This is a genomic window from Methylobacterium sp. 1030 (assembly GCF_040544715.1).
GTDB lineage: Bacteria > Pseudomonadota > Alphaproteobacteria > Rhizobiales > Beijerinckiaceae > Methylobacterium.
Genome location: NZ_JBEPKM010000010.1, coordinates 225,881 through 240,170, shown reverse-complemented (window position 1 = coordinate 240,170; position 14,290 = coordinate 225,881). Strand labels below are relative to the sequence as shown.

Below are 14,290 nucleotides of genomic sequence, written 5' to 3'. Positions count from 1 at the left end.
ATGCGGCCGGGCTCGACGCTGACCCATCTCGACACCAGCGGCGCGGCCAACATGGTCGACGTCACCGACAAGCCCGCCACCGACCGGACGGCCCGGGCGGAAGGCCAGATCGTGATGAAGCCGGAGACCCTGGCCCTGATCCGCGAGGGCGACGCCAAGAAGGGCGACGTGATCGGCACGGCCCGGCTCGCCGGCATCATGGCGGCCAAGCGCACCCACGAGCTGATCCCGCTCTGCCACCCGCTGCTGCTGTCGAAGGTGCGGGTCGAGTGCGAGCCCGACGACGCGCTCCCGGGCCTGCGCATCGCCGCCGAGGTCCGGGTCCAGGGCCCGACCGGCGTCGAGATGGAGGCGCTGACCGCCGTCTCGGTGGCCTGCCTGACGGTCTACGACATGGTGAAGGCGGTCGATCGCGGCATGCGGATCGAGGGGATCCGGCTGACCGCCAAGGACGGGGGCCGCTCGGGCACCTACCGGGCCCCGGCGGAATGAGCGGCCTGATCCCGGTCGCCGAGGCGCTGGCGCGGGTGCTCGCGAGCGTCACCGCGCCGGTCGAGCCGGAGACCGTCCCGCTGGCGCAGGCCTGCGGCCGGACGCTCGCCGCGGACGTCGTCGCCTCACGGACCCAGCCGCCGTTCCCGGCCTCCGCCATGGACGGCTACGCCGTGCGCGGCGCCGACGCCGGGGAGGTCGGGGCGATCCTGCGGCTGATCGGCGCCAGCGCGGCCGGTCACGGCTTCTCCGGCCGCATCGGCCCGGGCGAGGCGGTCCGGATCTTCACCGGGGCGCCGGTGCCGGAGGGCGCGGACGCGATCCTGATCCAGGAGAACGCCGCCGCCGAGGCGGGCGCGGTGCGCGTCCTGGAGCCCGTGGAGCCGGCGCGGTTCATCCGCCGGGCCGGCCTCGACTTCACCGCCGGCGAGACTCTGATCCCGGCCGGCATGAGCCTCGATGCGCGGCGGCTGGCGCTTGCCGCGGCGGCCGGTCACCCGCGCCTCCCGGTCCGCCGCCGGCCGCGCGTCGCGATCCTCGCCACCGGTGACGAGCTGGTGGAGGCGGGCGCGACGCCCGGCTGGGACCAGATCGTCGCCTCCAACAGCCTCGCGCTCGGTGCCCTCGCCGCCGAGGCGGGCGCCGACATCGTCGATCTCGGCATCGCGGGGGACGACCACGACGCCCTGGCGGACGCGTTCCGTCGCGCCCGCGCGGCGCGCGCCGACCTGCTGATCACCCTCGGAGGCGCCTCCGTCGGCGACCACGATCTGGTTCAGGCCGCGCTCGCCAAGGAGGGGTTGGAGCTCGGCTTCTGGCGGGTCGCCCTCCGGCCGGGCAAGCCGCTGATGCACGGCCGCCTCGGCGACATGCTGGTCATCGGGCTGCCGGGCAACCCGGTCTCGTCCATCGTGTGCGGGCTCCTGTTCGTGGTGCCCGCCATCCGCGCGCTCCAGGGTGATCCGCGGGCCGGTGCCGACCGGAGCGAGCCGGCGACGCTCGGCCGCGACATGCCGGAGAATGACGGCCGGGCCGACTACATGCGGGCGAGCCTCGCCCTCGAGCCCGACCGTCTACCGGTCGCGACCGCCGAGCGGCGTCAGGACTCGTCGATGCTCGCCGTCCTCGGACGGTCCGAAGCCCTGCTGATCCGCGCCCCGCACGCGCCGGCCGCGCGCGCCGGCGATCCCTGCCGGATCATCCGCCTCGATCGGCGCCTGCTCTGATCGTCAGGGCGCGACGCGCCAGACCTTGAGGGGACCGGGCACGTCCAGCGGCACGAGGCGCGCGCTCCCGGCCGTGCCCGCGGCGAGCCGCGTGGCGAACGCCGTCTCCGCCTGAAGGTCCTCGGCCGGCCGGGCCGGGCAGGCGACGAGGTAGCGGACGTCGAACGCCGTCAGCACCCGGTCGAGGTCGGCCTCGGTGCCGCCCAGCCCCTCGATCGCCGCCGTGAGGCCGGGAATGGCCCGGTGATAGGGCGCGGCGACGATGCTGTGCGGGGTGCGGAGGAGGATCGACGGCCCCATGAAGATCGGGGCGAGCACGGTGCCTTCCGGCAGGTGCGCCAGGGGGCGGACCGCGGTGTCGCCGAGGCAGGCATTGGTCTCGGCCGCGTCGGGCGCGGTGCGCAGGCCGGGCGCGAGGGTCTCCGCCAGGAGCGCCGGGATCATCCAGAGGCTGCTGACCATCGCGGCGCCGAGGAGCGCGACGGGCCAGCGCCGCGCCCCGGCCGGCAGGGCTGCCCGTGCCAGCGCGCGGTCGAGGACCACGCCCGCCACCAGCGGCACGAAGCCGGAGACGATGTAGAGTCCGCGGAACTGCGCGACGCCGAGGATCAGCCCCGGCCACAGGAACAGCGCGACCACCGACCAGGCCCGGCGTTCGGGGCCGCGCCACGCCATCCCGGCGGCCGTGAGGCTCGCGAGGATCACGACCGGGTAGAAGACCAGCGCCTCCCACTGGCCGCGGGCCACGAACTTCGCCAGCGGCGCCATCTCGTTGACCGTGAGCAGCCAGTGGATCCGCACCAGCGGCGGCATGTCGGGGAACGGGCCGCCGAGGCAGGACGGGAAGGCGGCGGCGAACCCGGCCAGCAGGACGCTGCCCGCGAGGCCCGCCAGGGCGAGGCGCGCCGGGACCGTCGCGAGGCGCTCGCCCGCGGCGGCGGCGATCGCGGCGAGGGCGAGGCCGCCCAGGGTGAGCCAGAGCCAGGGTGGCGAGAGCGCGTCGCAGTGGGAGACACCCCAGAGCGAGGGGGCCGTCTGGACGGCGAACAGCGCGGGGGCGGCGAGGCCGAGACCCAGGCCGAAGCCCGCGAGCGACGCCAGCGCGGGCCGTCCGCGCAGGCACCAGTCGCCCGTGAGGAAGAGGGCCGCCAGCGCGACGAAGGGCAGGCCCTCGAGCCCGATCGCCAGCGACACGGCCGCCAGGATCCCGCCGATCAGGCCGGGTCGCAGGCCGCCGCGGATCATGCAGAAGGCGAGACCGAGGATCGAGAGAATCTGCAGATTGTGGTGGTCCACCCGCCCCGCCTGGAACTGGATCGTCACACCGAAGGTCTGCGTGGCCGCGATCAGGGCCAGGAGCGCGGCACGGCTGCCGAAGCTGTGCCGGACGCCGCGATACAGGAGCCAGCCGTAGAGCCCGAAGAGCAGCACGGGCCAGAGTGCCGCCGTCAGGCCCTCGGCGAGCGCGGAGCCCGTCAGGGGCGTGAGCGCCAGGATCAGGCCGGCGATCGGCGCGTCGACGAGGCGCGACCAGTGGCTCGGCACGCCGCCCGGGGGCAGGAATCGGTACTGGACGTTGTCGTACCAGCCCTGGCCGGCCAGCAGGTCGCGGACTTCCACGAGGCGCATCGCGTCGTCGGTATCCGGGACGCGCAGGTGCTGGACGGTTTCCCAAACCGCGTGGGGCGCGTTCATCGTCGCGATGCACAGGGCGGCGAGGATCCACAGCAGCGTGCGGGCCTCGATCCGCCCGCGCGGTCGGGAGAGGGGTAGCGCCGGAGCCGGCATGTTTGGTGGATCACCCGGGCGGGCGGTCGATGCCCTCGCCGGCATGCTCGCGCGGTTCCGCTTAACGCGCGGTCAAAGGGCACCGGACGCGCGGCCCGGCCGTCGATCCGGCCCCGCGGCGCCAGCGATTCCTTAACCACGACCGGGCATCCTGGCGACCGGTCGGCGTCCTGCGCGTCGCGCGCCGCACCAATCGCCGGAGCATGGGATGAGCCACCACACCGAGACGCTGGTGATCGGCGCCGGGCCTGCGGGTCTGACTGCCGCCTACCTGCTGTCGAAGAAGGGCCGCTCCGTCACCGTCCTGGAGCGGGATCCGGCGCAGGTCGGCGGGATCTCGCGCACCGTCTCGCACAACGGCTACCTGTTCGACATCGGCGGCCACCGGTTCTTCTCGAAGTCCCAGGCCGTGGTCGATCTCTGGGACGAGATCCTCCCCGACGACTTCATCGAGCGCCCGCGCCTGTCGCGGATCTACTATCGCGGGCGCTACTACGCCTACCCGCTGAAGGCCTTCGAGGCTCTGCGCAACCTCGGGATCCTCACCAGCGCGGCCTGCGTCGCCTCTTACCTCTACGCCCGCCTGCGGCCGGTGGCGGAGCCCAAGACCTTCCACGCCTGGGTCCGCAACCAGTTCGGCGAGCGCCTGTTCTCGATCTTCTTCAAGACCTACACCGAGAAGGTGTGGGGCATGTCGTGCGACGCGATCTCGGCCGACTGGGCGGCGCAGCGCATCAAGGGGCTCGACCTCGGCGCGGCGATCCGCGACGGCATCAAGCGGTCGCTGGGCCTGCGCAAGGCGCCGAAGGCCGGCGGCCCCGTCATCAAGACTCTGATCGAGTCGTTCCGCTATCCCCGCCGCGGCCCCGGCATGATGTGGGAGGCGGCAGCCGCCAAGATCCGCGCCCAGGGCGGGCAGCTGAAGCTCGACCGCGGCGTCGACTCCCTCAGCTACGATGCCGGAACCGGCATCTGGACGGTGGCGGCCCGCCGCTCGGACGGCAGCCGCGAGACCTTCACGGCCCGCAACGTCGTCTCGTCCGCGCCGGTCCGCGAGCTCGTCGACGCCATCCGCCCGCGGCCGCTCAGCACCTTCAACGCCCGGGCGCTGAAGTACCGCGACTTCCTGACGGTGGCGCTCATCGCCAAGTCGGACAAGAACTTCCCGGACAACTGGATCTACATCCACGACCCGTCGGTGAAGGTCGGCCGGGTGCAGAATTTCCGCTCCTGGTCGCCCGAGATGGTGCCGGACGCGGACCACACCTGCTTGGGCCTGGAGTATTTCTGCTTCGAGGGCGACGGCCTCTGGAACGCCGACGATTCGGAGCTGGTGGAGCTCGCCAAGCGCGAGATCGGTCAGATCGGCCTGATCGACCCGGCCGACGTCGTCGATGCCTGCGTGGTCCGCCAGCCGAAGGCCTACCCGGTCTACGACGAGGAGTATGCCGGCCACGTCGTCACCGTGCGGCGGGAGCTGGAGCGGGATTTCCCGAGCCTGCACCTCGTGGGCCGCAACGGCATGCACAAGTACAACAATCAGGACCACGCGATGATGACCGCGATGCTGACCGTGGAGAACATCCTCTGCGGCCGGCGTCGGCACGACGTCTGGCGGGTGAACGAGGACGCCGAGTACACCGAGTCCGGCGTGTCCGGGGCCGACGTCGCCCTGGGCAGCGAGCGCCTCGTGCCGCGCAAGGTGGCCTGAGGCCAGTTCCGGTCGGCCTCCCGTCTTTGCGAGCGAAGCGAAGCAATCCAGGGCGGCGCTGAGCGCCTCGAAGTCGCGCTGCCCTGGGTCGCTTCGCTTCGCTCGCGATGACGGAGGGTGCGACCCCACTGAGGTGACGATCGGAAACCCCGCGGACAGCGACAGGGCTCCTGCCGCGTCACCGGCGCGGCTTGCCGGTCTCTGCGGCGCCCCTATCGTTCCTTCCCGGTAATGCCCTGGTCCAAGGGCCGCCGGGAGGATTCTATCGATGCGATCTCTGCTTCTCGCCGCGCTCTTCGCGGGCGTGGCCATGCCGGCGGCGGTGCTCCCCGCCCTGGCGCAGGGTGCGGCCCCTGCCGAGACCAAGGCCAAGACCGACGACCTCGAGAAGCTCCAGGGCTTCCACAGCACCGACACCCAGGCCGCCGCGGAGATCCCGCAGACCGGCCGCCGCCCCGACGCGATCCGCAAGAACCTGTCGAAGATCAAGCTGCCGGACGGCTTCAAGATCGACCTGTACGCGGTGGTGCCGGACGCCCGCGCCATCGCGGTCGGTCCCAATGCCGGGGTGCTTTTCGTCGGCACGCGCAAGAGCAAGATCTACACGGTCACCGACCGCGACAAGGACCGGGTCGCCGACGAGGTCCGCCCCTTCGCGCCGGGCATCACGTTCAAGATCCCGAACGGCGTCTGCTTCTCGAAGGACGGCGTGCTCACCGTGGTCGAGCAGAACCGCGTCCTGGCCTTCCCGGCCGCCGAGTTCTTCTACGAGAACCCGGACGTCGCCGCCGGCGTGCTGGTCAAGCAGGGACAGCTGATCCCGGCCTCCGAGGAGAGCTTCAACCACACGGCCCGCGTCTGCCGGGTCGGTCCGGACGGCAAGACCTACATCGCGCTCGGCCAGCCCTACAACGTGCCGCCCGCCGAGAAGGCGGACCTCTACAAGAAGACTGGCATCGGCGGCATCATCCGCATCGACGCCGACGGCAAGAACCGCGAGGTCTACGCGACCGGCATCCGCAACTCCGTCGGGATGGATTTCAATACCGACAAGTCGCTGTGGTTCACCGACAACCAGGTCGACGGCATGGGCGACGACAAGCCGCCGGGCGAACTGAACCGCTCCACCAAGGCGGGCGAGAATTTCGGCTTCCCGTGGTTCGGTGGCGGCTCGGTCCGCACGGTCGAGTACAAGGACCAGACCCCGCCGGCCGACGCCGTCGCCCCGCAGGCCGAGCTGCCGCCGCACGCGGCCGATCTCGGCATGACCTTCTACAACGGCAAGCAGTTCCCGGCCGCCTACAAGGGCGGGATCTTCATCGCCGAGCACGGCTCGTGGAACCGCACCGAGCCGGTGGGCGCCCGGGTGATGTTCGCCAAGCTCGGGGCCGACGGGAAGGTCGAGTCGGTCAAGCCGTTCGCGGAAGGGTGGCTCACCGGCGACGGCGAGTATCTCGGCCGCCCGGTGGACGTCGCGGTGATGCTCGACGGCTCGCTGCTGGTCTCGGACGATTCCGCCGGGGCGATCTACCGGATCTCCTACGAGAAGTAGTCTTTTGTGACCTGGCGCCTCTCCGCTCGTGAGGCGCCAGGTCGCGGAAAGCCGCAACGCGCCCTCTCTGACGTGCGGGAGAGGGCGCGCGTCCCGTTCCGACGCGAGCGGACAAGTCTTCACTGATCTCAGAGTTCGAGCCCGCCCGATGATCCGCCCGCTTCTCCTCCTCGCCGCCACCCTCGTCCCGCTCTCGGCGCAGGCCGGCGACGCGGCCGCAGGCAAGAAGCGCGCGACCGCTTGCCAGACCTGCCACGGCATGGACGGGCTCTCGAAGCTGCCGGAGGCGCCGAACCTCGCCGGGCAGGTCGAGCCCTACCTCGTGAAAGCGCTCACCGAGTACCGCGACGGCAAGCGGCAGAACGAGATCATGAACGTGGTCGCGAAGGAGCTGTCGGACGCCGACATCGCCAATCTGGCGGCGTACTACGCGGGCATCCAGATCGACGTGCTGCCGCCGGGGTAAGCGGCACCACCGTCATTGCGAGCGCAGCGAAACAACCCAGGGCGGCGGGCCATTGACGAGCGTCGCGCACCTGGTTTGCTTCGCTCCGCTCGCAAAGACACGGTGGATCAATCGTCCATCTTCAGGGCGGCGATGAACGCCTCCTGGGGGATCTCGACGCGCCCGAACTGGCGCATCTTCTTCTTGCCTTCCTTCTGCTTGTCGAGAAGCTTGCGCTTGCGCGAGATGTCGCCGCCGTAACACTTGGCGGTGACGTCCTTCGACAGCGCCCGGATGGTCTCGCGGGCGATGATCTTGCCGCCGATCGCCGCCTGGACGGGGATCTGGAACAGGTGGCGGGGGATCAGGTCCTTCAGCTTCTCGCACATGGCCCGGCCGCGCGACTCGGCGCGGGTGCGGTGGACCAGCATCGAGAGGGCGTCCACCGGCTCGGCATTCACCAGGATCGACATCTTCACGAGGTCGCCCTCGCGGTAATCCGACACGTGGTAGTCGAACGAGGCGTAGCCCTTCGAGATCGACTTCAGCCGGTCGTAGAAGTCGAAGACGACCTCGTTCAGCGGCAGGTCGTAGACCACCATGGCGCGCTTGCCGACGTAGTTGAGGTCGATCTGCACGCCGCGGCGGTCCTGGCAGAGCTTCAGCACGCCGCCGAGATACTCGTCGGGCGTCAGGATCGTGGCGCGGATCCACGGCTCCTCGATCGTCTCGATCTTCATGATGTCCGGCATGTCGGCCGGGTTGTGCAGCTCCTTGGTCTCGCCGTCGCGCATCTTCAGGTGGTAGACCACCGAGGGCGCCGTGGAGATCAGGTCGAGGTTGAACTCGCGCTCCAGCCGCTCCTGGATGATCTCCAGGTGCAGGAGCCCGAGGAAGCCGCAGCGGAACCCGAAGCCCAGCGCCGCCGACGTCTCCATCTCGTAGGAGAACGAGGCGTCGTTGAGCCGGAGCTTGCCCATGGCGGAGCGCAGGTTCTCGAACTCGGCCGCGTCCACCGGGAACAGGCCGCAGAACACCACCGCCTGGACCTCCTTGAAGCCCGGCAGCATCTCGGTGGTCTGGCGCTTGTCCTCGGTGATCGTGTCGCCGACGCGGGTGTCGGCCACCTCCTTGATCGAGCCGGTGAAGAAGCCGACCTCGCCCGGTCCCAGCGCGTCGATGTCGGCCATCTTCGGCCGGAACACGCCGATCCGGTCGACGCCGTAGACGGCGTCGGCGCCCATCATGCGGATGGTCATGCCCTTCTTGAGTGTGCCGTCGATGATCCGCACCAGCACGACGACGCCGAGATAGGCGTCGTACCAGCTGTCCACGAGCAGCGCCTTCAGAGGCGCGTCGCTCCTGCCCTTCGGCGGCGGCAGGCGGGTGACGATCGCCTCCAGCACCGCCTCGATGTTGAGGCCGGTCTTGGCCGAGATCGGCACGGCGTCGGAGGCGTCGAGGCCGATCACCTCCTCGATCTGCTCCTTGACCCGGTCCGGCTCGGCGGCGGGCAGGTCGACCTTGTTGAGGACCGGGACGATCTCGTGGTTGGCGTCGAGCGCCTGGTAGACGTTGGCGAGCGTCTGCGCCTCGACGCCCTGCGAGGCGTCGACCACCAGGAGCGAGCCCTCGCAGGCGGCGAGCGAGCGCGAGACCTCGTAGGCGAAGTCCACGTGGCCGGGCGTGTCCATCAGGTTCAGGACGTAGTCCTTGCCGTCCTGGGCCTTGTACTCCAGGCGCACGGTCTGCGCCTTGATGGTGATGCCGCGCTCCTTCTCGAGGTCCATCGAGTCGAGCATCTGCTCGCTCATGTCGCGGAGCGCGACCGTGCCAGTGGCCTGGATCAGCCGGTCGGCCAAGGTCGATTTGCCGTGGTCGATATGCGCGACGATCGAGAAGTTGCGGATGGTGTCGATCGGGGCTGTCATCGGCATTCCGTTCGGGCGCGCGCCGGCGCGCACCGTCTGACGTCAGGACGTGTTCGGATGGAGCGGCTCCCGCGCGAGATAGCAGCGCGGCGGGAAGGCGCCAAGCGCGGCCTGAGCGCCCGGGGGGAGAGCGGGCCCGGTCGGTGATCGCACGCAAGCGAACGGGGGCCGGAACGAGCCGGCCCCCGGGTCACGATCGTGTCTGGCGCCGAGGAGCGATCCGGCTCAGCGACCGCGGTCGCGGATCAGTCGCTCGATCTCGGCCTCGCCGTGGGAGCGCGCCTTGGCCTCGGTCGGATGCTTCCGGTCCGAGCGCTGGTGCAGCTTGCCGTGCTTGCGGATGCTCCACTGGAACAGGGAGCCGCTCTCGCCGACCGGCTCCACGTCGAGGCTGAAGGGGTAGGTATCTGTCTGGGTATCGCTCATGGGGCCGATATGGGGCGGTCAGCGACCTTTCGCCATGCCTGATCGCCAAGTCCTTGCGCGTTTACGCGTCCGCACCGGTCGCGCGCGCCCGCGCGGCCATGGCAACGAGGCTTTTGCGCAGCGCACCCATGTCGGTGACGCGCTCCGGATAGGGGACGCGCACCGTGCGGTCGGCCGCCATCAGGTCCATGCCCTCGGGGTCGAGGCCGGTGAGTCGCCAGGGCAGGTCGGCCGCGCCGCCGGCGCCGGCGGCGTAGAGCGCCAGCGCGTCGGCGTGGTCGGCGTTCATGTGCTCGACGGCGCCGCGCTCGCCCGCCACGATCGCCTGCGCATCCGAGAGGTCGAGGAGGAGCTGGTCGCGGGTCAGGGTCGCGGCCTTGGCGAAGCCGCCATTGAGGTGGCCGGCCTCCGGCGCCAGGGCGAAGAAGCCGAAATCCGGGAAATCGGCGTAGAGCTTGGCCTTCGGGTGCCGGGCCAGGAACCGCTCCCGGGCCCGCGCCTCGGCGGTCTGCAGAGCGCGTCCGACCACGGTCAGGCGGGGATGGGCGAGCGGGTCGCCCTTGCCGCCCTGCGAGAACAGGAGCGAGCAGCGCGGGTCGGCCAGCAGGTTGCGGGTGTGGGCCGACAGCCGCGACAGCAGCATCACCGGCGTGCCGTCCGCGTCGGTGGCGATGGTGACGAGGGAGGCGAAGGGTGTGCCGTCCGGCTCCAGGGTCGCGAGCGCCCCGGACCGGACGCTGCGCAGGAGCGTGCGCGCCAGGCCGATCGCGTCGAACGGCGCCGCCTCGGCCGGCAGCGGACGGGCCGGTCCGCCCGCCCCGGGACCCGTGTCGATCGTCTCGCCCATGCGCGATTCCTCCCCTCCGGACAGCCGCCCGGTTTCGCCGCCACGTTAGCGGCGCAGCGTCGGCGGCGCGAGGCACCGCGACCGCGTCAGATCGGCCGCGGAAGGACCGGTGCGCTCCCGTGTTACGGCCAAGCTATGACCGCCGCTCGCTTTTTCCGATCGGCCGTACTAAAGCACCTGTCCCTTTGCGTGTGCCGGGCTGCGCCCAAACTGCCCGGTTCGCGTTTTTGTCTGCCCCCTCGGGGCCGGGACGTGGCGCGGCCTGTGCGAAGAGCCGGGACCGCGCCTGAGCCCGTTCAGTCAGGGACCGCGCATGCCGACCATCGCCCTCGTCGACGACGACCGGAACATCCTCACCTCTGTGTCGATCGCGCTGGAGACCGAAGGCTACCGCATCCAGACCTACACGGACGGGGCCTCCGCGCTGGACGGTCTGCGCCACTCCCCGCCCGATCTCGCGATCTTCGACATCAAGATGCCGCGCATGGACGGGATGGAGCTTCTCCGACGCCTGCGGCAGAAATCTGACCTTCCCGTGATCTTTCTGACGTCGAAGGACGAGGAGATCGACGAGCTGTTCGGCCTCAAGATGGGCGCGGACGACTTCATCCATAAGCCGTTCTCGCAGCGCCTGCTGGTGGAGCGGGTGAAGGCGGTGCTCCGGCGCTTCGCCAAGGAGGCCCCCGGCAGCACGCCCCGCGGCGAGGCCGAGGTCGCGGCCCGGTCGCTCGAGCGCGGCGCGCTGATGATGGATCCCGAGCGGCACACCTGCACGTGGAAGGGCGAGCCGGTGACGCTGACGGTCACGGAGTTCCTGATCCTCCAGGCGCTCGCCCAGCGCCCCGGCGTCGTGAAGAGCCGCAACGCGCTCATGGACGCGGCCTACGACGACCAAGTCTACGTCGATGACCGGACCATCGACAGCCACATCAAGCGGTTGCGGAAGAAGTTCAAGGTCACCGACCAGAGCTTCGACATGATCGAGACGCTCTACGGCGTCGGCTACCGCTTCAAGGAGGCGTGATCTCCAGGATCAGCCCCGTGGCCGCACGTACCCAGACCCAGACCGAGGATGCCCCGCCCCGCGCCTCCCTGGCCCAGACCCTGTCCCGACCGCTCGGCTGGCCCCGCGCCGTGTGGGAGGCGGTCGGCCAGCGCGCCTCGTCGAGCCTGACGCGCCGCATCGTCGTCCTCAACCTCGTCGGGCTGATCGCGCTCCTCGTTGGGTTCCTCTACCTCAACCAGTTCCGCCAGGGCCTGATCCAGGCCCGGATCCAGAGCCTCGCCATCCAGGGCGAGATCATCGCGGGGGCGATCGCCGCCTCGGCCTCGGTGGACACCGACACGATCCGCATCGATCCCGACAAGCTGCTCCAGCAGCAGGCCGGCGAGGCGGCGGAGGAGGAATCGCAGCCGCTCGCCTTCTCGCTGAACCCCGAGAAGGTGGCGCCGCTGCTGTCGCGCCTCGTGACGCCGACGGGCAACCGCGCCCGGGTCTACGACCAAGAGGGCGGCCTCCTGTTCGACACCCGCACCCTGTTCAAGCGCGGCGATGCCAGCCGGCCCGACCCGCTCGAGCCGAAGCCCCACAAGCCCGGCATCCTCGAATCCGCCTTCGAGGCGGTACAGTCCAAGCTCGGCGGCCTGTTCCGCAGCCGGTCCGAGACCACCGAGGAGACGGGGCCGGTGAACGGGCACTCGCTCCGGGAGGTCCAGGCGGCGCTCGGCGGCAATCGCGGCAGCCTCGTGCGCCGGAACAAGCTCGGTGAGACCACCGTCTCGGTGGCGGTGCCGATCCACCGGGCGGGCTCGGTCCGCGGCGCCCTCTTGATCTCGACTCAGGGCGACGCCATCGACCGGGTCATCGCTTCGGAGCGGTTCGGTCTGCTGCAGGTCTTCCTCGTCGCCTCGGCGGTGATGGTGGTGCTCTCGTTCCTGCTGGCGGGTGCGATCGCGGGACCGGTCCGCCGCCTCGCGGAGGCCGCCGAGAAGGTCCGCATGGGTATCAAGACCCGCGAGGAGATCCCGGACTTCACCGAACGTACGGACGAGATCGGCCACCTGTCGGGCGCCCTGCGCGACATGACTCAGGCCCTCTACCGGCGAATCGACGCGATCGAGAGTTTTGCGGCGGATGTCAGCCACGAGTTGAAGAACCCGCTGACCTCGCTCCGCAGCGCGGTCGAGACACTGCCGCTCGCCAAGACCGACGAGTCCCGTGGCCGGCTGATGGCGATCATCCAGCACGACGTGAAGCGCCTCGACCGTCTGATCAGCGACATCGCCGACGCCTCGCGCCTCGACGCGGAGCTCGCCCGCGCCGAGGCCCGGCGCGTCGATCTCCGGCGGCTGCTCACCACCGTCGTGTCGGTCGCCAACGAGCGCCGGCGCCCGAAGGATTGCCTGATCCAGCTCGACGTCGAGGCGACGGGCTCGGAGCAGGACGCGCCGTTCACGATCATCGGCCACGACAGCCGGCTCGGGCAGGTGGTCAACAATCTCCTCGACAACGCCCGCTCGTTCTCGCCGACCGACGCGAAGGTCCGGGTCGTGCTGCGCCGCGTGCGCGGGGAGGTCGAGATGATCTGCGAGGACGAGGGACCTGGCATCCCGGAGCACGCCCTGGAGCGGATCTTCGAGCGCTTCTACACCGACCGGCCGGAGCAGGGTTTCGGCCAGAACTCCGGCCTCGGCCTGTCGATCTCCCGCCAGATCGTCCAGGCCCATCGCGGCACGATCCGCGCCGAGAACCGGCCCGGCGCCCCCGACGAGGACGGCGAGCCGACGGTGCGCGGCGCCCGCTTCATCGTGCGCCTGCCGGCGGCGCCGCGGCAGCTCCACGCCTGATGGTCACCCTGCACGGCGCCTGCATCGCGCTGTGCGGGGCCGGGATCCTGATTCGGGGTCCCTCGGGCGCGGGCAAGTCCAGCCTCGCGCTCCTGCTCGCCGCCGCGCCGGACGGCGCCTTCGTGGCGGACGACCGGGTGCTCTGCGCGATTCGCGACGGGCGAATCACGGCCGGTCCCCATCCCGCGCTCGCCGGACGTGTCGAGGTCCGCGGCCAGGGGATCCTGTCGGCGGCCGATCTCGGCCTGGCGGTGCGGCCGGAGGCGGTGCTGCATCTCGCCGTCGACCTGGTGGAGACGGCACCGCGCCTGCCCGAGCCGCCGGAACCCGCCGACATCCTCGGCCTCGCCGTTCCGCGCCTCGTCCTCGATCGGGGTGCGCGGGCGGCCGGCCTCGCACCGCTCCTGGTTCGTGCGGCGCTGCGAAAGCCACGGCCGTGACTTCGCAGCCGCACAGGCGCCTCGATTCGCCCAAGACTGGTATCCCCCATGGCGCACACGCGGCGGCCGTGGCATGATCGCACCAATGTCCGGGCAAAAAAGTCGCGATCGCCTTGTGGGGGGCTGTGCGATGCACAACATGGCGGCACACACAGGACGTTGGAACACGTGTCGATGATTGGCATGGTGCTCGTCACCCACGGACTCCTGGCGACCGAGTTCAAGGCCGCGCTGGAGCACGTGGTCGGTCCACAGGATCAGATCGAAACGATCACGATCGGGCCGGAGGACGATATGGAGCTGCGACGCCGGGACATCATGTCCGCGGTCTGTCGCGTGAATACCGGGGACGGTGTGGTGGTGCTGACCGACATGTTCGGGGGCACGCCGTCGAACCTCGCGCTGTCCTGCATGAACGGCGGATCGGTGGAGGTCGTGGCGGGGATCAACCTGCCGATGCTGATCAAGCTGGCCAGCGTCCGCGACGAGGAGAAGCTCGGCGACGCCGTGCTGCACGCGCAGGAAGCCGGCCGCAAATACATCAACGTCGCTTCGCGCGTCCTGGCGGGCAAGTAGTTCTCCGGG

The 14,290-nt window shown here is 70.7% G+C and carries 13 protein-coding genes; 9 read left to right on the top strand and 4 right to left on the bottom strand.

Features of this window, described 5'->3' with window-relative positions:
* Both moaC and ABIC30_RS16700 read left to right on the top strand, forming a co-directional pair.
* A complete protein-coding gene (gene moaC / locus ABIC30_RS16705) occupies nt 1-492 on the top strand; it encodes a cyclic pyranopterin monophosphate synthase MoaC (protein ID WP_020094615.1) in 492 nt (163 codons plus the stop codon).
* Entirely contained in the window at nt 489-1,718 is a 1,230-nt protein-coding gene (locus ABIC30_RS16700; RefSeq protein ID WP_020094614.1) for a molybdopterin molybdotransferase MoeA, read from the top strand. Before moaC ends, ABIC30_RS16700 begins: the two co-directional genes overlap by 4 nt.
* A gap of 3 nt (nt 1,719-1,721) precedes the next feature.
* Here ABIC30_RS16700 and ABIC30_RS16695 read toward each other — a convergent pair whose 3' ends face one another.
* Nucleotides 1,722-3,506 carry a hypothetical protein gene (locus ABIC30_RS16695; protein ID WP_020094613.1) on the bottom strand — a complete coding sequence of 595 codons (1,785 nt, stop codon included), beginning with the start codon at nt 3,504-3,506 and terminating at the stop codon, nt 1,722-1,724.
* Between the two features lie 208 nt (nt 3,507-3,714).
* Here ABIC30_RS16695 and ABIC30_RS16690 point away from each other — a divergent pair, with 208 nt between their 5' ends.
* The 3 genes from ABIC30_RS16690 to ABIC30_RS16680 all read left to right on the top strand — a co-directional run bounded on the left by ABIC30_RS16690 (nt 3,715) and on the right by ABIC30_RS16680 (nt 7,235).
* The gene (locus ABIC30_RS16690) at nt 3,715-5,217 is read left to right on the top strand and encodes an NAD(P)/FAD-dependent oxidoreductase (RefSeq protein ID WP_020094612.1); all 1,503 of its coding nucleotides are present in this window, start codon (nt 3,715-3,717) and stop codon (nt 5,215-5,217) included.
* A 268-nt stretch (nt 5,218-5,485) separates the two neighbouring features.
* Nucleotides 5,486-6,769 (top strand): PQQ-dependent sugar dehydrogenase, encoded by a 1,284-nt coding sequence (locus ABIC30_RS16685; RefSeq protein WP_020094611.1) that lies wholly within the window; start codon nt 5,486-5,488, stop codon nt 6,767-6,769.
* Nucleotides 6,770-6,917: 148 nt separating this feature from the next.
* A complete protein-coding gene (locus ABIC30_RS16680; protein WP_020094610.1) occupies nt 6,918-7,235 on the top strand; it encodes a c-type cytochrome in 318 nt (105 codons plus the stop codon).
* A 107-nt stretch (nt 7,236-7,342) separates the two neighbouring features.
* On the opposite strand, the gene lepA is transcribed toward ABIC30_RS16680, so the two are convergent.
* The 3 genes from lepA to ABIC30_RS16665 all read right to left on the bottom strand — a co-directional run bounded on the left by lepA (nt 7,343) and on the right by ABIC30_RS16665 (nt 10,418).
* Nucleotides 7,343-9,145, bottom strand: a complete 1,803-nt coding sequence (gene lepA, locus ABIC30_RS16675; RefSeq protein WP_026605171.1) for a translation elongation factor 4 — start codon at nt 9,143-9,145, stop codon at nt 7,343-7,345.
* Nucleotides 9,146-9,370: 225 nt separating this feature from the next.
* A complete protein-coding gene (locus ABIC30_RS16670; protein ID WP_010682254.1) occupies nt 9,371-9,571 on the bottom strand; it encodes a hypothetical protein in 201 nt (66 codons plus the stop codon).
* 61 nt (nt 9,572-9,632) lie between these two features.
* Nucleotides 9,633-10,418: a HugZ family pyridoxamine 5'-phosphate oxidase gene (locus ABIC30_RS16665; protein WP_020094608.1), complete on the bottom strand. Its 786-nt coding sequence runs from the start codon at nt 10,416-10,418 to the stop codon at nt 9,633-9,635.
* A gap of 313 nt (nt 10,419-10,731) precedes the next feature.
* Between ABIC30_RS16665 and ABIC30_RS16660 the strand changes: the two genes are divergently transcribed.
* From ABIC30_RS16660 to ABIC30_RS16645, 4 genes are all read left to right on the top strand, one after another.
* On the top strand, nt 10,732-11,442 hold the full coding sequence (locus ABIC30_RS16660) for a response regulator transcription factor (protein WP_020094607.1): 711 nt from the start codon (nt 10,732-10,734) through the stop codon (nt 11,440-11,442).
* 68 nt (nt 11,443-11,510) lie between these two features.
* Nucleotides 11,511-13,265 carry a sensor histidine kinase gene (locus tag ABIC30_RS16655; RefSeq protein ID WP_419149864.1) on the top strand — a complete coding sequence of 585 codons (1,755 nt, stop codon included), beginning with the start codon at nt 11,511-11,513 and terminating at the stop codon, nt 13,263-13,265.
* Nucleotides 13,265-13,705, top strand: a complete 441-nt coding sequence (locus ABIC30_RS16650) for an HPr kinase/phosphorylase (RefSeq protein ID WP_020094605.1) — start codon at nt 13,265-13,267, stop codon at nt 13,703-13,705. Before ABIC30_RS16655 ends, ABIC30_RS16650 begins: the two co-directional genes overlap by 1 nt.
* 174 nt (nt 13,706-13,879) lie before the next feature.
* Nucleotides 13,880-14,281 (top strand): PTS sugar transporter subunit IIA, encoded by a 402-nt coding sequence (locus tag ABIC30_RS16645; protein WP_010682249.1) that lies wholly within the window; start codon nt 13,880-13,882, stop codon nt 14,279-14,281.
* Nucleotides 14,282-14,290: the final 9 nt, after the last annotated feature.